This is a genomic window from Flagellimonas pacifica, assembly GCF_900215465.1.
GTDB lineage: Bacteria > Bacteroidota > Bacteroidia > Flavobacteriales > Flavobacteriaceae > Flagellimonas > Flagellimonas pacifica.
The window spans coordinates 193,482-212,301 of sequence record NZ_OBEH01000001.1 but is presented as its reverse complement, the minus strand read 5'-3'; the positions used below and the strand labels follow the sequence as shown (position 1 = coordinate 212,301).

At 37.3% G+C, this 18,820-nt stretch carries 19 protein-coding genes; 8 read left to right on the top strand and 11 right to left on the bottom strand.

Annotated features, from left to right (window positions below):
• Positions 1 to 20 precede the first annotated feature (20 nt).
• The 5 genes from CRO15_RS00930 to CRO15_RS00910 form a co-directional block, all read right to left on the bottom strand.
• Positions 21 to 1,505 (bottom strand): cellulose synthase family protein, encoded by a 1,485-nt coding sequence (locus CRO15_RS00930; protein ID WP_097043852.1) that lies wholly within the window; start codon positions 1,503 to 1,505, stop codon positions 21 to 23.
• A 1-nt stretch (position 1,506) separates the two neighbouring features.
• The gene (locus CRO15_RS00925) at positions 1,507 to 2,196 is read right to left on the bottom strand and encodes a glycosyltransferase family 2 protein (RefSeq protein WP_097043851.1); all 690 of its coding nucleotides are present in this window, start codon (positions 2,194 to 2,196) and stop codon (positions 1,507 to 1,509) included.
• Complete coding sequence (locus CRO15_RS00920) at positions 2,196 to 2,666, bottom strand: toxin-antitoxin system YwqK family antitoxin (protein ID WP_097043850.1); 471 nt, start codon at positions 2,664 to 2,666, stop codon at positions 2,196 to 2,198. The genes CRO15_RS00925 and CRO15_RS00920 overlap by 1 nt, the downstream gene beginning before the upstream one ends.
• A gap of 163 nt (positions 2,667 to 2,829) precedes the next feature.
• On the bottom strand, positions 2,830 to 4,434 hold the full coding sequence (locus CRO15_RS00915) for a 4Fe-4S binding protein (protein ID WP_097043849.1): 1,605 nt from the start codon (positions 4,432 to 4,434) through the stop codon (positions 2,830 to 2,832).
• 61 nt (positions 4,435 to 4,495) lie between these two features.
• A complete protein-coding gene (locus CRO15_RS00910; RefSeq protein ID WP_097043848.1) occupies positions 4,496 to 5,845 on the bottom strand; it encodes an NAD(P)/FAD-dependent oxidoreductase in 1,350 nt (449 codons plus the stop codon).
• Positions 5,846 to 6,082: 237 nt separating this feature from the next.
• Here CRO15_RS00910 and CRO15_RS00905 point away from each other — a divergent pair, with 237 nt between their 5' ends.
• From CRO15_RS00905 to CRO15_RS00875, 7 genes are all read left to right on the top strand, one after another.
• Positions 6,083 to 6,805, top strand: a complete 723-nt coding sequence (locus CRO15_RS00905; RefSeq protein WP_097043847.1) for a DUF547 domain-containing protein — start codon at positions 6,083 to 6,085, stop codon at positions 6,803 to 6,805.
• 19 nt (positions 6,806 to 6,824) lie between these two features.
• Positions 6,825 to 7,709 (top strand): hypothetical protein, encoded by an 885-nt coding sequence (locus CRO15_RS00900; protein WP_097043846.1) that lies wholly within the window; start codon positions 6,825 to 6,827, stop codon positions 7,707 to 7,709.
• Positions 7,710 to 7,755: 46 nt separating this feature from the next.
• Positions 7,756 to 8,757, top strand: coding sequence for a glycoside hydrolase family 113 (locus CRO15_RS00895; RefSeq protein WP_097043845.1), 1,002 nt, complete (start codon positions 7,756 to 7,758; stop codon positions 8,755 to 8,757).
• A 19-nt stretch (positions 8,758 to 8,776) separates the two neighbouring features.
• Complete coding sequence (locus CRO15_RS00890; protein WP_243396871.1) at positions 8,777 to 9,520, top strand: hypothetical protein; 744 nt, start codon at positions 8,777 to 8,779, stop codon at positions 9,518 to 9,520.
• Between the two features lie 84 nt (positions 9,521 to 9,604).
• On the top strand, positions 9,605 to 10,864 hold the full coding sequence (locus tag CRO15_RS00885; RefSeq protein ID WP_097043844.1) for a BamA/TamA family outer membrane protein: 1,260 nt from the start codon (positions 9,605 to 9,607) through the stop codon (positions 10,862 to 10,864).
• A gap of 84 nt (positions 10,865 to 10,948) precedes the next feature.
• Positions 10,949 to 11,884, top strand: coding sequence for an N-acetylmuramoyl-L-alanine amidase (locus tag CRO15_RS00880; protein WP_165769892.1), 936 nt, complete (start codon positions 10,949 to 10,951; stop codon positions 11,882 to 11,884).
• Between the two features lie 97 nt (positions 11,885 to 11,981).
• On the top strand, positions 11,982 to 12,917 hold the full coding sequence (locus tag CRO15_RS00875) for an N-acetylmuramoyl-L-alanine amidase family protein (protein WP_243396870.1): 936 nt from the start codon (positions 11,982 to 11,984) through the stop codon (positions 12,915 to 12,917).
• Here the strand turns inward: CRO15_RS00875 and CRO15_RS00870 are convergent.
• The 5 genes from CRO15_RS00870 to CRO15_RS00850 form a co-directional block, all read right to left on the bottom strand.
• Complete coding sequence (locus tag CRO15_RS00870) at positions 12,914 to 13,618, bottom strand: TIGR04283 family arsenosugar biosynthesis glycosyltransferase (RefSeq protein ID WP_097043841.1); 705 nt, start codon at positions 13,616 to 13,618, stop codon at positions 12,914 to 12,916. The two genes, CRO15_RS00875 and CRO15_RS00870, sit on opposite strands and share 4 nt — an antisense overlap.
• On the bottom strand, positions 13,605 to 14,393 hold the full coding sequence (locus tag CRO15_RS00865) for a DUF547 domain-containing protein (RefSeq protein ID WP_243396869.1): 789 nt from the start codon (positions 14,391 to 14,393) through the stop codon (positions 13,605 to 13,607). Before CRO15_RS00865 ends, CRO15_RS00870 begins: the two co-directional genes overlap by 14 nt.
• Positions 14,394 to 14,475: 82 nt before the next feature.
• Positions 14,476 to 15,441: an arsenosugar biosynthesis arsenite methyltransferase ArsM gene (arsM, locus tag CRO15_RS00860; RefSeq protein WP_097043839.1), complete on the bottom strand. Its 966-nt coding sequence runs from the start codon at positions 15,439 to 15,441 to the stop codon at positions 14,476 to 14,478.
• Positions 15,438 to 16,253, bottom strand: coding sequence for a purine-nucleoside phosphorylase (locus CRO15_RS00855; RefSeq protein WP_097043838.1), 816 nt, complete (start codon positions 16,251 to 16,253; stop codon positions 15,438 to 15,440). The genes arsM and CRO15_RS00855 overlap by 4 nt, the downstream gene beginning before the upstream one ends.
• Positions 16,250 to 16,873 (bottom strand): TIGR04282 family arsenosugar biosynthesis glycosyltransferase, encoded by a 624-nt coding sequence (locus CRO15_RS00850; protein WP_097043837.1) that lies wholly within the window; start codon positions 16,871 to 16,873, stop codon positions 16,250 to 16,252. Before CRO15_RS00850 ends, CRO15_RS00855 begins: the two co-directional genes overlap by 4 nt.
• 196 nt (positions 16,874 to 17,069) lie before the next feature.
• Here CRO15_RS00850 and gap point away from each other — a divergent pair, with 196 nt between their 5' ends.
• A complete protein-coding gene (gene gap, locus CRO15_RS00845; RefSeq protein WP_097043836.1) occupies positions 17,070 to 18,062 on the top strand; it encodes a type I glyceraldehyde-3-phosphate dehydrogenase in 993 nt (330 codons plus the stop codon).
• 525 nt (positions 18,063 to 18,587) lie between these two features.
• Here gap and CRO15_RS00840 read toward each other — a convergent pair.
• Positions 18,588 to 18,815, bottom strand: coding sequence for a hypothetical protein (locus CRO15_RS00840; RefSeq protein WP_097043835.1), 228 nt, complete (start codon positions 18,813 to 18,815; stop codon positions 18,588 to 18,590).
• Positions 18,816 to 18,820: the final 5 nt, after the last annotated feature.

Sequence of the window (18,820 nt, the reverse complement as noted above, 5' to 3'; positions counted from 1 at the left end):
CCTTTGAAAATTGCTACATATTATGCTTTGGACGTAAGCGACTTAAAGAATACAAAGCCGAAGCCCAAGAACAACATTAAATGAAAGGGGAACAACCCAAAATCATTTAAGGGAATGGCACTGTACATCCCAAAAAGGAAATAAATCATTAGTGCAAATTCCAAAATCATGTTTGGGGATAATTTTTTGGCTAAATATTTATTGCCCTTCCAACTATCCGTTAAGTTGTTGATGTTGAATTTTGGAGTACGCACAAATTCACTTCGTTTACCCATGTGGCCTTCCAAAACAGCTACGGTATTGTGTAAAGAAAACCCAAGGGCAACAGAGAAAAAGGTAAAGAAGAGTTTGATATAATCCACAAAATTATCAAAACTACTTCCTTGTATACTCTTGTAGGTAAACCAATAGCAGATAAATAAAATGATAGTGCTGACAATAAAGAAACTGGTCACTTCAAAAACCCAGCCCAAATGGCCATACATATTTTTAATGTAAAGCATTGGTATACTTAACAGGGCAACAATAAAAACGCATAGGAACATAGAACTGTTGAGTAAGTGCATTACCCCATGGAATTTTGTTTTTAACGAGATGTTTTTAGAGGTTATTACACTCCAAACTGTTTTTCTAAAGTTTTCAGCACCTCCTTTGTTCCAACGGAATTGTTGCGAACGAGCGGCACTAATGACTACTGGAAGTTCGGCAGGGGTCTCTACATCTTCCAGATACTTGAATTTCCAATTTTTCAATTGGGCTCTATAGCTAAGGTCAAGGTCTTCAGTTAAGGTATCTCCTTCCCAGTTCCCGGCATCCAAAATACATTCTTTTCTCCAAATTCCGGCGGTACCATTAAAATTGATAAAATGCCCTTTGGAATTTCTACCCACCTGTTCTAGGGTAAAATGGGCGTCCAATGCAAAAGCCTGGATTTTGGTCAATGTGGAATAATCTCTGTTGATGTGTCCCCATCTGGTTTGGACAACACCTATTTCTTCATCCTTAAAATAGGGAACGGTCTTTTTTAACCAATCGCTCTCCGGTAGAAAGTCGGCATCAAAAATGGCCACAAAATCACCTTTAGCAATTTCAAGACCTTCTTTTAGGGCACCAGCTTTAAAACCTTGTCGGTTTTCACGTCTTATATGTGTTATGTCAAGACCGGTTTTTTGAAGGGCCTCAATTCTTTCCGCGGTTTCAATTACGGTATCATCCGTGGAGTCATCCAACACTTGAATTTCCAATTTGCTTTTTGGGTATTCTATTTTGGAGATGTTTTCCAAAAGACGTTCCATCACATATTCTTCATTATAAATAGGAAGTTGAATGGTGACATATGGGATTTCCTTTGGATCGAGAAGGTTGAATTTGGGGGCTTCTTCATTTCGTCTTTTATTGCCCAAATAGTTGATCAATAGGTTTAGCTGTGCCAAACTGTAGAAGAATATCAAAACCAAGGCCGTACTATAAATAGCGATGATAATAAAAGCGATTGTAAGTCCCATATTATTTTATACTGTATTTAAAAATCCAACCTAGAATTTTTATGCCTGCAAATATAGCACCTTTTACGGTTCCTGAAACTTTTGAGACACCTATTCTCTTTTTATAACGCACTGGTACTTCGGTATATGCCAGTTTCTTGCGTAGTGCTTTCAACTGCATTTCTACAGTCCAGCCGTACGTTTTGTCCTGCATTTCCAGTTCTTGGAGCTTATCGTATTTAATAGCCCTAAAAGGGCCTAGATCTGTGAATTTTGCTCTAAAAAACAAGCGCATTAAAAAAGTGGCGAGTTCATTTCCAAAGATTTGGGGAAAGGTCATGGAGCCCGCTTCGCGTAGTTCTTTTTTTCGTGCTCCAATGACTAGATCCATATTCTCGTTTAAAATTGGAGCCACTACTTTATCCAGTTCTTCCGGATAATCAGAATAGTCTCCGTCGATAAATACGATAATATCGGGTGCTTTGGATTGTTTACCGATGTAATCCAACCCTTTTAAACAGGCATAGCCATACCCTCTTTGGTTTTCTGTAATCACCGTAGCCCCTGCTTTTTGGGCATTTTCTATGGTATTGTCCGTTGATCCATTGTTGACAACAATAATTTCAGAAACTGTTTTAGGGAGTTGAGATACTACCTTGCCAATTGAATCTCCTTCGTTTACTGCGGGAATTATAACCTTGATGTCTGCCATTACTTTAAATCGGAAAGTTTGTTTTCCTTTTTGAAGCTGTTAAAGCTAAACCATTCTTTTATTTTTTTTCCGTTTTTATACTTTTCAGCTGATTTTAATTCTTCATTTAAATATTTGAGACAATATCCGTTTTTAACTCCATTTTGAAGTTGGCATTTATGGTTCACTTTTTCATTTTCATCATAAAAGAGCCACCATTTTACTTTTTTGCCTTTCTTAAAATGTCCTTCCTTTTCTAGTTTACCTTCTTTGGTATGAAAGAACCAATAACCGTCACGTAGATTCTTTTTAAATGGACCTTGTGCCATAAGGGTACCATTGTGATGATAAAACTTCCAGAATTCCTCTTTGGAATGATCAATCTTCCAACCTTCTGATTTTATTTTACCATTGGTATAGTACTCCCGATAGTATTCCTTATCGGTATTTATAAAAAAAAGGAGAACAAGTAAAAACCCGAAACGGAACATATTGAACTCATTTAAACTTTTTCAAAAGGCTAAAAACAATCCTTTTGCACTCATTTTTCACCTTTTTTTCTTTCCGTAGCCCAGCTATGTAACTCAAAAAAGTTTTCAACTGTGCACAAAACCTCTAATTTTCGTTTCATTTCAAAAAGATCAAACGAGTTCATCATTTTTTATTCACCAAGGTCATTAAATCAACATCATTGCCCAATAATACTTGGTTGCTGTCTATTCTACCTTCCAATGGGCCATTTTCAAGTTTCAGTACCCCTCGTGGACATACAGCAGAACAAATACCACAACCTACACAACTGGAGCGTACAATATTCTCTCCTTTTTGGGCGTAGGCACGAACGTCTATCCCCATTTCGCAATAGGTAGAACAGTTACCACAAGAAATACACTGGCCGCCGTTGGTCGTAATTCGAAATTTGGAGAACAAACGTTGCTGAAAGCCCATCATGGCAGCCATAGGACAACCAAATCTACACCAGACCCTATTTCCAAAAATAGGATAGAAGCCTGTTCCGATAACTCCTGAAAAAATACTCCCTATTAAAAAAGAATAGGATTTGCGAAGGGTTTCGGATTTAAACAAAAAGACATTGCCGTCACCACTAAAAAAATGAATTCCTATCAAGGCCATTATGATTACAAAGTAACCAATGGCTCCATACTGTGCATCCTTTTGGAGTTGCTGCCGTTTAAATAGCATAACCCATGCAAAAACAGTAGTAAGTAATACGGCAACGCCAATTAAAAATGTACTCTTGGTTAGCCAATACTTACTAGTGTCTGTTCCTAAATACGAGTAAATTACTGCGGTGGTCATTAAAGTAACAAAAACCACAACGCTGTGCACTACCCAGCGCTCCACATTCCATGCCTTAACTGTTTTGTCGCTTAATTGTCTAAATGAATCCCCGGCAGTTTCTGCCAATCCACCACAGCCACATACCCATGAACAGTACCATCTTTTACCAAACTTGTATGTTAGGATGGGGGTGATTACAAAAACGGAGAGGATGCCAAAAACCAATAAAGCAAAACCAATATCACCTGAACTTAAGAAGGCTTTAATGCGATATCCTTCAAAATTATAATAGTTTAAAGGCCAAACATTTTTTAAATCGTAATAGGGAAGACTGCCTCCGTTTAGAATTTTATCTCCATTCAAGCGGGCCATTAATTCTGGGATTATGAAAGCAAATGCAGTTTGGAAGAACATTACGCTCATGGTTCGGATTTTTTCATACCGGTTATGGCGATATTTCCAAAGGAATTTGATTCCGAAAGCCAAAATGGCCACCGTATATAACGTTCCATAAACAAACCATTGGCTTGCTAGATTTCCACTTAATAGCTTGCTTAGAGGGTCAAATAGGGCAATAACGCCTTTGTTGCTGCCTCCTTTTACCAAGCCTAAATACTCAGGGTAGAAATATAGGATAATGTAAAAACCCGTTAAGGCAATACCTGCGACCCAACCCCAAAGTCCTTTACTTGAGATGGACTTGAACCAAACTCCATCATTCTTGATTCCTGGAAGCTTTTGAGAATAGGCATCCCAAGCAAACCAAATTGTTCCTGCTGAAATTGCAGATAACGATATGGAAAGCCATAGTCCCTTATTTGGGAAATCTACGTTGAATGCGGTCAAGAGTATGATCATTAATCCCGCCATGCCAATTAAAGTGGCAATTTTTTGATTTCTGCTCAATATTTTTGGTGGTTGCCCTGTAAGGGCCATACTTCTATCGTAAGTACTCATGTTATTTTGTTCAAAGTTGAATGATATAAGTTGATATGGTTTGCGTTACGTGCAGCAACTATCAACTAAACTGAAATATTCTTTTTATGCTTTTCTTTTTGGGGTTGATGGATTTTCCAAAGTCATTATTGAATTTGGAAACAATCTCCAACTCGTAATTTTTATAGAACTCAGGGTCAAAATTGGCATCGGCCAAATGCTCCATAACATAATCAACATCCCGTTCCTCGGTCAACCATCTGTCAAAAACTTGATGGCGCATGCGAATGCCAAACGTGTTGAGGCCTAAAAATTGGTTATTATCCTTGTTGAAGGCGACTGTTATGCATAGCTTTTCTTGGGGATGTCTCCAGTGAAAATGTTTTTCGTATTCTTTTTTTCCTCTTTCGGAAAAGACCCAACCATAGGTTTGGTATTCAATATCCAGAAATTTGGCAGAGTTGAACCAATGCCCTGGTTTGTATTCTATTTTATTTCCACAAATAGTCTGGGCCACTGTTTCGCCCATCATTCTGCCAGTGTACCATACCGCTTCAATAGGTCTTCGGTTGCCAATGGATTCATGCTGCTCGGCACAATCCCCAATGGCATAGATATCTTCAACATTGGTCTCTAAAAACCTATTGACCTTTACACCACGACCCAATTCAATTCCAGAATCTTTCAAAAAATCAATATTGGGGGTTACACCCGCGGTAAGACCTACGATGTCACATGAAAGCTCCTCCCCAGTCTCTGCAATTACAACCGATTTCACCCTTCCTTTTTCGTCTGCAACGATTTCTTTTAAGTTGGTGCCCAAGCGTAAATCAATGTGATGTTCCAAAATATGCTCGTTGATCATTTGGGATTCGCCATTAGGAAGAACGCCATTCCAAAAGCTGTTTTCTCGCACCAAAAAAGTAACAGGGATGTCCCTACTTCGAAGCATTTCGGCCAATTCAATACCAATTAGGCCGCCTCCAACTATTACAGCTCTCTTGCACACTTCCTTATTGGGGGCATTTACTTCCAGTAAATCCAAATCTTGTTTGGAATACAACCCTTGCACTCCGTGTAAATCTTGACCGGGCCATCCAAATTTATTGGGTTTGGAGCCAGTGGCAATGATCAATTTATCATAATTGATGGCCCTGGAACCGTCAATGGTCAATTGTTTTTCTTCCGGACTTACCTGGGTAACGTAACCTCTTACCAATTCTATCCTGTTCTTTTCCCAGAACCAATTTTCATAGGGTTGGATGTGTTCAAATTTCATATGTCCCATGTACACGTACATAAGGGCAGTTCTAGAGAAAAAATAATCTGTTTCCCCTGAAATTATAATGATTCTTTTATCGGAAAGTTTTCGAATATGTCTCGCCGCAGAAACTCCTGCGATTCCATTTCCAATGATAACAATATTCTCCATGAGATTGTTTTGGTTGTGCTAATGTGTCGTCCTTAAATATAGGAACTTAACAGAAGGGTTTAATTTAGAAAGAATTTAAATTCCATAATATTCAGTAAGGTTTTGCATCAAAAAACGTACGTCTAAGTGTTTGATTTGGAAAATCTTAAATTAATCATAAATTGTTAAAATTGCTGTATGGCATAAGAAATGCACTCGACAGAAGGAGCAGTTTTACCAAATACTAATTACAAGAAGATGAACTATAGCAAAACACTGACCGCATTTTTACTTTTGATTACTTTCCAGTTTGGATTTGCACAGGATACAACTACCTTTTTTGATAAGGCAGATTCGTTTTTTAAGACTCATGTCAGCAACGGAAGGGTTGATTATGTTGCAATAAAAGCTAATTCGGGTAGTTTAAATGAATTGCTTGACCTTGCCAAGAACATTTCAATTTCCAAGGGCGATGCAGAAACCTATCAGGCGTTTTGGATTAACGGATATAATTTGTCTGTTATAAAGGGCATAGTGGATAATTACCCTATAAAATCGCCATTGGACAAAGGAGGCTTTTTTGACAAGATAACGTATGATATAGGAGGGGAGAATATCACCCTAAATGATATTGAGAACAAGTTGCTCCGTGCAAATTTTCCAAAAGAAGCCAGATTTCATTTTGTTTTGGTGTGTGCAGGTTTGGGCTGTCCACCAATAATCAATAATGCATATCTGCCCAACACATTGGACGCCCAATTACAAAAACAAACAGAATTGGCGTTGAACAATCCAAACTTTGTCAGAATAAAAGGTAAGAGAGTAGGGCTTTCACAAATCTTTGAATGGTATAAGGGCGATTTTACGCAAGACGGAAAAACTCTAGTAGATTATGTGAACTTATATAGAAATGAAAAAATAGATTCCAAGGCAAAGGTTAGTTATTATCCCTACGACTGGAGTTTAAACGAAACCAAATAAAAAAATAAAAACAACTATCATGAAGAAAATTAAATACCAAATCTTTTTAACGGGAATCCTTCTGTGTTCTTTTATAGGATTTTCACAGGACGATCAGGGAGGAAGTAATATTCAAAACTTGACACCATCAAAATTGATTGGAAAGGGGCAATGGGACATCAAATGGTTCAATAATCTGTACACTCAGACAAAAGCTGCAAATGGAAATAGAGATGTGACCAAAAACCTGCCGCGAGAAACATTTTTTACATCCACCATAGATATTTTTACTGGTGTTGGGGAGAATAAACGAGTAAATGTTGGTTTGTTGTTGGAATTTAGGTCCAATACTACTAATGATAGGGGAATATTTGATTTTCTCTCTTTTGATGGCGAAGAAGGTACGGCTAGATCAGGCTTTACATCTTTTGCCCCGGCTATTAAATTTGTCCCTTTTAAGAATGTAAATAATTTTTCTGTCCAAAGTGCATTTTTTATCCCGTTGGTAGATAATGAAACTGAAACTGGTGTTTTTCTTGATCAGAAAGGGTATACTTGGCAAAACAGGTTTTTCTATGATCATACATTCCCAGGAAAAAAATGGCAGTTGTTCAGTGAAATAAACAGTGAGCTTAACTTCGGAAAAGAAGGTGAGAGTTTTGCCAATAATAGTTTAAGGCTTACCCCTGGGGTTTTCTTAAGTTATTTTCCAAGTTCGGACTTTACCATTTTGGGATTGGTGCAACATTCACAACTTTTGGATTTGGGCAATAATTTCACACAAAATTTCACCGCAGTGGGTGGCGGGGTAAAATTTCAATTATCTCAACCTTTAAACCTTGAACTGCTTTATACAAACTTTGTAAGAGGCAATGACACCGGTTTAGGACAAACATTTAACATAGGATTACGGGCCGTGTTATAGGCCAAACCACATAAAAGAGTATTTTAGAAGTCTTAATTTTTTAACTATGAAAAGATTAGGGCTTCTTTGTTTATGTCTATTTCAACTATCCTGCATTAGTCAGAATGCTGAAAAAATTAATGGAGTAAGTTTTGTGGGGTCCCGAGAAAAGGTGTCTCAAGAGCATGTTGACCCCATTTTGGACGTTAAAGCTAATTATGCTGCGGTAATGCCATTCGGTTTTGCAAGACATTTAAATTCACCTAATGTTGTTTTCGATACAGAAAGACAATGGTATGGAGAAACAAGGCAAGGCGCTAAACAATACATTGCACTATTGCGCAAGAATGGTGTAAAGGTCATGTTAAAGCCCCAAATTTGGATTTGGAGAGGTGAGTTCACGGGAGATTTGATAATGAAGTCGGAAGAAGATTGGAAAACACTCGAGGAATCTTATAGTAAGTTTATTTTGACTTATGCAAAACTTGCCGAAGAAACCAAAGCTGAAATTTACTGTATTGGAACCGAGTTGGAAGAGTTTGTGAAGAATAGACCCCAATTCTGGAAAGACCTAATAGTAAAAGTGAAGAATATCTACAATGGAAAACTTACCTATGCTGCAAATTGGGATGAATATTCCCGAGCGCCTTTTTGGATGGAGTTGGATTATATAGGAGTGGACGCATACTTTCCGTTAACTCCAGAGCGTCATCCCACAATAGAACAATTAAAATCTGGATGGCAACGATGGAAAACCAAATTGAAAAGCTTGGCCGAAAAGTATGAAAAGCCTATACTTTTTACGGAGTTTGGTTATCGTAGCATGGATTACACAGGTAAAAAACCATGGCTTGTTGATGAAAACGAAATGGATGTCAATCTCAAAGCACAAGCTGATGCCACAACGGCTATTTTTGAAGAATTTTGGCGAGAAGATTGGTTTGCCGGAGGTTTTGTTTGGAAATGGTTTATTCACCACAATAGATCGGGAGGATCTACTGATAATAGATTTACCCCGCAAAACAAACCAGCCGAAAATGTAATTCAGAGCTTTTTTAACGACTACTGAATAAAGATTAACCATACCAATGGCACTTAAAGATAATATTCAGGCTCTTTTTCTGATTTTCTTGATGTTGGTTTTCTCCTGTAGTACAGATAATGATGAAACTACAAGGAACACTTTAGCTAATATGTTGAATGGGAGAGAAACCGTTCCTGGTAATGTGATTGCTTGCGCTGCAAGTAATGAAGATTCCGATGTGGTCAGTGTTTTTTTATATCCTAGAAATGGGGTGGTCAATATAAGTTTTTATGAGACTGAATCCACTACTGTGGATGAAAGTGATTTTTCTAACTATATCAAGGGAGATTCGGGATTACTGGATGTCTTTAATGGTTATCTTCTGAAATTTGAAATTTCTCCTGCACAAGAAAAATGGGTGATCGTTACCTTTGAAGAGCAAGGAAAAGTGCATTTATCAAATCCCATTAGGTTAAAACAAAATACAAAACCCACGGAGTACCTGCCTCAAAATGTTGATATAGATGATAATGGGACAATGCCCATCTTTTCATGGCAAGATGGCACTTTTAATGATTCGGCAATTTATTTTCAAGTAGTATCTGATGAAAATGATAACCTACTGTCCGGAACTTATACCTTAGATAGATTGTTTCAATATTATAAACTGGAAAATGTGGTTTTAAATATTACACGAGAGATGCCACCATCCTTAAAGTTGAATAATCCATACAAATTTTCTTTATTGGCGGTTAGTGGGGACAATTGGGTAAATCTCTTTTCCGAGGTGGAGTTTAGCTTAAAGTAGCAAGCCAATAGATAATAACCATAAAACATATGGTGTGCCTAATAAAGTATTGGACTATATTTAAAGTGAAAAATTAAAAGCCTCATGAGAAATTGTTTGTCCTTGTTGCTTATGCTGTTTATGCTACAGGGGTTTGCTCAAAATACGGTTGTAGATGTCAAAGTTCAAGGAAACGAGCGTACAAAAACCAATTTCATCAAGAAGATTACTAAGTTAAAGCCAGGAATGAAACTGGATTCCATGCTTATAGCTGAGGATATATACAGGCTTAAGCGTTTACCTTCGGTATCACATGCTTATTTTCAAGTCTTTCCTGCAAATATTGAAGGAGGATACAATGTGTTTTATGGTATTGAGGAAAATTTTACGTTGATTCCCTTTGCAAATGTCTATACTTCAAACAATGATGAATTTGCTTTTAGAATAGGTTTGCAAGAGTTCAATGTTTTGGGAAACAACATCACCTTAGGTGGATTTTACCAAAGAGATATTTTCAATTCGTTTGGAGCACATTTAAGAGCTCCATATCTATTTAGCAATAAGCTTGGGGTGGCTATAAGTTATCAGGACTTAATAACCCAAGAACCTGTTTTTTTAGAAGATGGCACCGCAGATTATAAATACAACAACGAATCTTTTGAAGTATTGGGATTGTATGAAATAAACTTTAGGCATAGATTGGAAGCGGGGATGAATTTTTTTACTGAAGACTATACGTATCTTTTTGGTAGCACTGACCCAAATGTTCCGCAGGCGTTAAATGTCAATAAATATCTCTATAAGCTTATATACAATTATGATGGAATAGAGTATTACTATCAATACTTATCTGGATTCAAGAGCACGCTTAATTTTCAATATGTACATAGTGCAAGTCAGCAACTCCCGGAATTTATCATTGGATTTAATGATTTTACTTATTATATACGGGTGGGCCAAAAAGGAAATTGGGCCAACAGATTACGTTTGGGGCTTTCCAGTAATATGGAAACCCCTTTTGCACCTTTTTCAGTGGATAATAATCTTAACATTAGAGGAGTGGGGAACACTATTGATAGAGGTACTGGCTCCATAGTGTTGAATACGGAGTATAGACATACGTTGATTGATAAAAATTGGTTTGTTCTACAGAGCAATGTTTTTGTGGATGGAGGGTCATGGCGTAACCCAGGAGGGGAATTCAGTGATTTTAGTGACAGTCAGAATATAAGAATCTACCCGGGAATAGGGCTGCGGTTTATTCATAAAAAGATATTTAATGCCATTTTTAGAATAGACTATGGCCATGGTATAACCAAAGATGCAGCCAAAGGAGTTGTATTTGGGATAGGACAGTATTTTTAATTTTAATGTATTTCATCGATGATTTTTGCATTTCATCGGATTTTTATCATATTTGCAGTGCATCCCAGCAATGAAACACTTTTTATGAAATTACTACCAACATTTTTGCTGTGGGTGAGCATGCCTTGCTTGCTACTGGCTCAGAATGATTATTACACCGTCGTTGCCCAAAAGGGAGATGGAATTTTCTCCATACTCAGAAAACAAGGCCTAGATCCGGTTAAATACTATGAAGATTTTTTAACACTGAATACAGAGGACATCAAAGACGGGAGCATGCTTCATGTGGGAAGGGAATACAAAATACCCCAAGCCATGGATTCTTTCAAAAAGACAGGTGTTCGGGTCCAGATGAAGGATGAAACAGAGAACCCCATTTTTGATAAAGAACTTGCGGAGATGTCACTTAAGAGCAAAGCACTTAAGAACGCTGTTTACTACATAGTTGCTGAGAATCAGGCTAAAAGCCAAAACAAGTTTATTGATGATGTAACCACGGGTCTGGCAGCTGAACTTATGGTACATGGAGCAACTGTTTATGTCTTTGATGATACCGATGAAAAGCCTTCAACAGAAAACATGAAATCGGAAAAAACTGAAAGAATGGGGCAGTATATAGAAGCTATCAATAAGCGTTATCTTCAGAATACCGGAAAGTATCAACGATTATTATTGATAAGAGCCAATGGATTAATTGAGAATGGAAATATGGATGTTGCGGTATATCATCACAACAAAAGTGAAAAGGGACAACGTTTTGCTGAGAATATCCAGAATGTTTTTAAAAAACATAGTGTGTCCAATCGCTCTTATAAGGATATAAAAATGATTTTTGAAGATAAAAACAGTCTATATTTGGCTAAAAATACCCTTCCAACTGTAAGTTTGTTAACTATTGGCAATCGTTCCAAAGCTTCGGCTGAAGATCATATACCAGTACGTTCAGATAAAAAAGCCTTTACCAATTGGATTACAAATGGTATTTTAAAGGATTATGCCGATATTACAATCGAGGAATAGCATATCAATATCTTTAAACGGGCAGTATATAACCTGCTCTATCTTAATTTTTTTCTGCCTAATCGCGAATCTTGCAGGGCAAGACTCAATTCAAAAAGTGGAAGCTTTGGAAGGAGATGGAATTTATTCTCTATTGAGGAGATATGATCTTAATCCTGGAAAACATTATCAAGATTTTGTAGCGTTGAACAGAGAAATCCTAACTGAGAACAATCAACTGTATGTTGGGAACATGTATCAGATACCATACCCTTCTACCACTGAAGAAAAGGTAAAAGTTGAAGTTGTTGAAAAAGCTGAGCATTCCATATTTGGCAAAAATTATTCAACTGTTGAATCTACAAGTACCCGGCTAAAAAATACAGTATACTATCTAATTTCTGGACATGGAGGGCCTGATCCTGGTGCAATCGATAATTTTGGAGGTAAAATAATTGCAGAGGATGAGTATGCCTATGATGTTACTTTGCGTCTAGCACGTGAACTTTTATCCCACGCCGCAGAAGTTTATATAATAATACAAGATAAAAACGATGGCATCAGGGATGTTAGGATTCTCGACTCAGACACGGATGAGGTAGTATACCCAGATAAAGAGATCCCCTTAAACCAGTTAAAAAGATTAAAGCAGCGGGTAAAAACGGTTAACGGATTGTATTTAAAAAACAAGGGTAAGTACCAAAGACTTATTGTAACTCATGTAGACGGCAGAAGTAAGGGAACCAATATAGATGTGTTCTTTTACCATCACCATAAAAGTAAAAATGGCAAACGCCTTTCAGAAAACATTCACAGAACTTTTGAAAAGAAATACAGAAAGTTTCAGCCCAACAGAAAATATACTGGAACTTTTACGGATAGGAGCAGTCTTTATTTGGTGAAAAACACATTGCCAGCAATGACCTATATTGAAATTGGAAACATACGCAATAAAAAGGATCAACGAAGAATCTTGGATTCAGATAACCGCCAGGCCTTGGCAAAATGGATTTCCGAAGGCATTTTGATAGATTTCGAAACCCGAGAGGATTAGTTAAGGATTTTTTTTGAGTAGTATCTGTACAACTCGTCAGGCCCTGCACCCAGATAATTTTTTAGATGAATCATTCCAAAATGGAATTGCACTTTCAACCAGCCTTTTTCCCGATATTTTCTGGCCGAAGTAATTACATGGTTTGGAAGAACTTTAAACTTTGTTTGTTTATACAGCCTTTGAATAAACTCGGTGTCCTCATAAATGAGGTAATCCTCATTGAAACCTTTGGTTTTATGAAACAAATTGCGTTTAATGAAGAGTGATTGATCGCCGCCTCTACAAAGTGTGTGATTTATTCTAGATAGCCAGGCAAACAAACGAAGTATCGGATTTTTGGTATCAAACCTCATTCTAAAACACCCAGATTCGTAGCCTTCTTTAATGGCATCTAGAATCAGCTGATCAAAGTTATTGGGGGTAAATGTATCGGCATGTAAAAAATACAAAACCTCTCCAGAGGCATTTTGTGCTCCCAAGTTCATCTGTCTTGCACGCCCCTTTTTGGATGGTATCACTTTGGCACCAAATAGCCCTGCTATGGAAATGGTTTTGTCTCTACTGCCGCCATCAACACATATTACTTCCATAATAGAGGTCTTAGAACTTGTTTGGCCTATATGTTTAAGGATTTTACCTATCAATTTTTCCTCGTTGAGTACGGGAATAATAATACTTATACTAGGGTTATTTGGCTTCATTCAGGCTCCAATCATAATCCAAATATTCAACTTTTGTACTCTTGTTCACTGGATTTTGCAAATAGGTGTTTATATATTCCAGCAGCGATGTTTTTTCGGTAAAATCACCTTTGTACCACTTAAATATTTTTGAAAGATGGGCTTTTCCCCCTTCAATACGATTTTTTGTTTTGTCATTCACAAAATCCACAGCCGTTTTGGAGAGCAATCTTTCCATGCTTTGGGGTGTAAAGGCTACATTAAGCAATTTAGGGCAAGAATACGATGCGCAATTAATGGCAAAATGGATTCTAGGTTCGTCCATCTTACGTAAAACTTTGTGCTCTATGTCATTTAGTGAAGCGATATTATCACCGACAACTATCCACTTTTTTTTCCAGCAGTTTGGGATGTCCTTAATGCTTTTGGTGGGATAATTATCTATTATCAATTTTACAGTTCCGGCATTGTACAGATTAATATAATAGGCCAGCTTCTCATTCTTGCTCCAATCTGGTTTGGGAGGATTTTGTCCCAACTGATCTAAATATGTATCCAAATGGACCACATCCTTTTTAAATCCGGCATAATTTACGTTGCCCAGATTATCAACATATTTTTTTAAAAGCACATTCCATAAGCTATGATCATGGAATTGACTTTTTGACTTTATCTTATGGAGAGGACCTTTGATTTTTGCTACAATGAGGGGTTCTTTTGTGCTTGCTGATATCATTGCATTTCCATTACATAAGAGCAACAGTAGACTAAAGCATAGGTTTATGACGAGATTCATAGGCTTGTATATTGAAGACTTTTAAAAATCTTAATTAAACAGTCCTAAAAATCTGTTCAACCTTTCATAGTTATCAAAAAAACTAACAGCAGCCCCCACCATTATAATGCCAGGTACTTTCGCTTACATGAATCTCATCTGAAGCTTTGGTAAGTGCAGCGGCTGTTTTATCGCAAACAGCTAAAGGCTGGTTCTGTTGCAGCACATGACCTTGTCCATCATCAAAATATTCTTCATCTCCATAATAAATAGCTGTTTTTCCAGTAAACATGCAAGGGCCATCTTTAGGCATCGGGTCTTTGATTGCAGCTATTTCAATAGACTCAATATGTATGATTTCGTCCGTTGGGTAGTGGTTTGGAGTAAGCACTCTATATGATTTTCTTGCCCTGATCTCTATGGTGCCAAAACCGGCATCCGTCAACACTTTTACATAATCTTTTATTGGAATACTCCCACTTAAACATAATGCGCGTAACCTATCATCATTTCTTAGTTCGTCGTTCATGGGTTGTTCGCAAGTGGGATCGCTCATTACCAAACGTCCATGTGGCTTAAGCACGCGGTACATTTCTGAAACGGCTTTTTTCAAATCTTCCATTTTAAAAATGTTGAACAGGCAATTTTGTGCAGCAACATCAATACTTTCATCAGCAACAGGAAGGTTTAAGGCATCTCCTTTTACAAGATTTACAAATTCGCTTTTGAACCAATCGTTCTCCTCTTCTGCAACCTTGAAGTTTTTTCGGGAAGCTTCCAACATTTCATCAACAGAATCAACGCCTGTTACGCCACCACTTTGTCTTGAGAAATAGGAAAATTGAAGCAGTTCCATACCTCCGCCAACACCCACATACAACACTTTTGGGTTGTTGATGAGGTCCTGGGCAGAAACCGTACTCCCGCATCCATAGTTCATTTCTTGCATGATCTTGGGTATGGAAAGCCCTGGAAACTGCCATACGGGATTGGTGGTGCAGCAAAGCCCAACATCTGGGGTCAATGCCGCTTCTTTATATAAATCTTGGGTTGCATCTAAATAACTCATATCTCTACCATTAATTCTTTAAACAATTGTATCATTTTTGGTTCGGTGTTGCCTGCAATTTCAATAATTTCCTGAATATTAACAGGTTGTAGATTATCTGGGTCACATTCATCTGTTAAAACAGAAACGGCCACAATGGGTAGTCGTAAATGATTGGCAACAATTACTTCGGGTACTGTACTCATTCCAACAGCATCTGCCCCCAAAGTTTTTAGCATTCTATATTCTGCTTTGGTTTCCAGTTGCGGTCCAACAACAGAGGCATACACCCCATTTTGAAGTGTTATTCCCTCTTTTTGTGCAATAGCTTTAATTTTGGTGCGCATATCCAGATCATAAGGTTCGCTCATGTCAACAAAACGATCTCCAAATTCGGCTACATTTTTAAATGCCAAAGGAGAACCGCCCTGAAGATTGATATGATCTTCAATCAACATAATATCACCTTTTTTGAAGTTTAGATTGATGGCCCCGGCAGCATTGGAAACAAACAGCTTTTTAATTCCCAATTGATGCATTACCCGGATGGGGTAGGTAATGTCCAAAAAATCATAACCTTCATACAAGTGAAACCTTCCTTGCATCACCACCACTTTTTTATTGGCAATGGTGCCATAGATTAATTTTCCTGAGTGGAACTCCACGGTGGCCAATGGGAAATACGGAATATGATTGTAATGGGCCTCAATGGGGTCTTTGATTTCATTGACCAATTGACCCAATCCTGTCCCTAATACAATACCAATGTCAGGAGCATCAAACCCTTTCTTTTTTAAATACTCAACAGATTCTTCCAGTTGTTTTTTGGTCATTCTTTTATATGTTTTAGAAATTGTTGAAAAACCGGAATGTCCTTAATGTCTTCATAATTATCAACATCGTTTTTGGTTTTCAACATACAATAGTTTTCGTTTTTTAAATCACTCAAAGTGTTCTGAAGAACAGTGTCCGTCCCCCAAGCTTTGTTTAGGAACAGTTCTTCTTTTAAAGAATTCATTCCCAATAGATAATAACCGCCATCTTCCGCTGGCCCCATTACATAATTATGCTTTTCCAATTTTGTAAATGCGTCTTCCAAATCTTTTTGGGAGAGGTCGTACATATCACTACCAATTATAATGATTTTTTCAAAACCTGAGTTAAACCCTTCCTGAAAAGCATTTTTCATCCTCATCCCCAAATCGTTCCCATTTTGAAGCTTTTTTTGATACAAAGCATTGTCCCAAACATCATTCTCCCAAATTGCTTCGGAGTAGTAAACATATTTTGCCACATTTAGATTCTGGGTAACAGAAACGGTATGTTTAAGCAAGAATTTGTAAATCTTCAATGCAGCATTGTCACCAACCTTGGATGCAAGCCTTGTTTTGCATTTACCAAGTTCAGGATTTCGTGTAAAAATTAAAAGTAGGTTCTTTTTTTTGGTGTTCAATAGTTCGCGATTTGTGGTTTCAAATTTTCACATGTTGGTCTTTGCTATCCATCAAAACTTACCAAAAATATGGACTTTTTCTTTGGTAATTACCGAGCTTGAAGGAGTAACTCCATCTTCCTTTTCATTTTGTAATGTAAGCAATGATTGTCAGACTAATAACACTTAAACAAGTAATAACTTAAGAGCATTAAAAATGAGAATAGGAATCAACGGAATGGGTCGTATTGGTAGAGCTGCTTTAAAGGTGATCAATGAAACTCCGGGCTTGGAGATTGTGGCGGTCAACGATATTGTTTCCATCGAGAATATGGCATATTTATTAAAATATGATACAGTTTACGGGGTTTATGAAAAGGAGGTCTCACATGAGCCGGATACCTTGATAGTTGATGGGCAAAAAATAAAGTATACTTCAATCAGGAATCCAGAGGATCTGCCTTGGGAAGAACAAAATGTTGATTTGGTGATTGAGAGTACCGGGGTTTTTACCAAAGGTGAGGATGCTGAAAGGCATATAAAAGCAGGTGCAAAAACGGTCATAATCTCAGCCCCTACCAAAAGCGTTGATACACCCACGGTTGTGCATGGTGTTAATTCTGGGGATGGAAACGTAAATGTTTTCTCTTGTGCTAGCTGTACAACTAACAATATTAGCCCTGTGGTCGAGGTTTTGGGGCGTAGAATAGGAATTAAAAAAGCAATTATGACAACGGTTCACGCATATACTGCTTCACAAGGTATTGTGGATGCTCCGTCTCCAAAGAATTTTAGGATGGGTAGGGCTGGCGCGCAGAATTTGATACCCACCACTACTGGTGCGGCTATAGCAACTACTAAGGCTTTGCCAGAGTATGCAGGAAAATTTGATGGAGTGGCCATTCGTGTACCTATTCCTGTAGGGTCCATATCTGATTTGACCTTTGTAACGGAAAGACCCGTTACTGCAAAAGAAGTAAACCAAATCCTTATGGAAGAGTCACAAACAGAACGTTATGCAGATGTTTTGGACACGACGGATGAGCCCATTGTTTCTTCCGATATTATTAAAAGTCCTTATGCTTCTACCGTGGATTTGGGAATGACCAGAGTGGTAGATGGAGATTTGTTGAAAGTGATGACATGGTATGATAATGAATGGGGCTTTACGAATCAAATGGTACGCCAGATCCAAGAAATCAAAGGATAAGTATCTTGATTAAAAAGAAGAGCCTCACATTTATGTGAGGCTCTTCTATAACTACTATATGTAATTGGGGCGAAATCTTTTATCTTTTCAAGATTTTTTCAAAATCTTGAATAGTGATAACAATATTGAGTTTTTAGAAAATGTAGTGATAAAGGCTATTGACAAGTGAGCCTATTGAAAAGGTAATCACCATGTACCAAAATATATAACCCATCTTTTCTTCTATAGTGTTCATTTTAAAAAGTGTTTGTTCTCGGTTGAGGTTTTTGATTTACACTTCTAAATTACTGAAAACGAGTGCTTCAAAATTTCACATTTTCACTTGTTGTAGAAAAAAAGACATAGATGGTAAAAATTACCTTGTGAATTGCATAACTGGATAACGATAAGACTTTATCCAAATTGGTGTACAAATTAATACGACATTGGGAAGAATGTATCCGTTTTCACAGTCATTCCTGTATTGCACATTAGTCAAGGAAACATAATCATGCAATAAATTCAGTTTCTAATGTAGTTGGGGAATTATACTAAAGGTGTACCTTTTAAACGCTTCTCAATCTTACGTTTCTTTTCTGTAATGCTTTTCATTACATCCATTAAGTTTGGATCTTTGGTCTCTTTATAGATTTCATTAATGGAAAGAATGAGCTGTTTAGCTTCTCTTGAAGCTGCAACTCTATCACTTGTAGACATATGACTCAAAGTTCTGTTTACAAACTCTTTTGCCTTTTCTAATAAATCTTCGGTCATTTTTA

What these genes read in the sequence shown, in the direction of transcription:
- CRO15_RS00930 (WP_097043852.1), bottom strand. Translation starts at nt 1,505, where the DNA reads ATGGGACTTACAATCGCTTTTATTATCATCGCTATTTATAGTACGGCC.
- CRO15_RS00925 (WP_097043851.1), bottom strand. Translation starts at nt 2,196, where the DNA reads ATGGCAGACATCAAGGTTATAATTCCCGCAGTAAACGAAGGAGATTCA.
- CRO15_RS00920 (WP_097043850.1), bottom strand. Translation starts at nt 2,666, where the DNA reads ATGTTCCGTTTCGGGTTTTTACTTGTTCTCCTTTTTTTTATAAATACC.
- CRO15_RS00915 (WP_097043849.1), bottom strand. Translation starts at nt 4,434, where the DNA reads ATGAGTACTTACGATAGAAGTATGGCCCTTACAGGGCAACCACCAAAA.
- CRO15_RS00910 (WP_097043848.1), bottom strand. Translation starts at nt 5,845, where the DNA reads ATGGAGAATATTGTTATCATTGGAAATGGAATCGCAGGAGTTTCTGCG.
- CRO15_RS00905 (WP_097043847.1), top strand. Translation starts at nt 6,083, where the DNA reads ATGAACTATAGCAAAACACTGACCGCATTTTTACTTTTGATTACTTTC.
- CRO15_RS00900 (WP_097043846.1), top strand. Translation starts at nt 6,825, where the DNA reads ATGAAGAAAATTAAATACCAAATCTTTTTAACGGGAATCCTTCTGTGT.
- CRO15_RS00895 (WP_097043845.1), top strand. Translation starts at nt 7,756, where the DNA reads ATGAAAAGATTAGGGCTTCTTTGTTTATGTCTATTTCAACTATCCTGC.
- CRO15_RS00890 (WP_243396871.1), top strand. Translation starts at nt 8,777, where the DNA reads ATGGCACTTAAAGATAATATTCAGGCTCTTTTTCTGATTTTCTTGATG.
- CRO15_RS00885 (WP_097043844.1), top strand. Translation starts at nt 9,605, where the DNA reads ATGAGAAATTGTTTGTCCTTGTTGCTTATGCTGTTTATGCTACAGGGG.
- CRO15_RS00880 (WP_165769892.1), top strand. Translation starts at nt 10,949, where the DNA reads ATGAAATTACTACCAACATTTTTGCTGTGGGTGAGCATGCCTTGCTTG.
- CRO15_RS00870 (WP_097043841.1), bottom strand. Translation starts at nt 13,618, where the DNA reads ATGAAGCCAAATAACCCTAGTATAAGTATTATTATTCCCGTACTCAAC.
- CRO15_RS00865 (WP_243396869.1), bottom strand. Translation starts at nt 14,393, where the DNA reads ATGAATCTCGTCATAAACCTATGCTTTAGTCTACTGTTGCTCTTATGT.
- arsM (WP_097043839.1), bottom strand. Translation starts at nt 15,441, where the DNA reads ATGAGTTATTTAGATGCAACCCAAGATTTATATAAAGAAGCGGCATTG.
- CRO15_RS00855 (WP_097043838.1), bottom strand. Translation starts at nt 16,253, where the DNA reads ATGACCAAAAAACAACTGGAAGAATCTGTTGAGTATTTAAAAAAGAAA.
- gap (WP_097043836.1), top strand. Translation starts at nt 17,070, where the DNA reads ATGAGAATAGGAATCAACGGAATGGGTCGTATTGGTAGAGCTGCTTTA.
- CRO15_RS00840 (WP_097043835.1), bottom strand. Translation starts at nt 18,815, where the DNA reads ATGACCGAAGATTTATTAGAAAAGGCAAAAGAGTTTGTAAACAGAACT.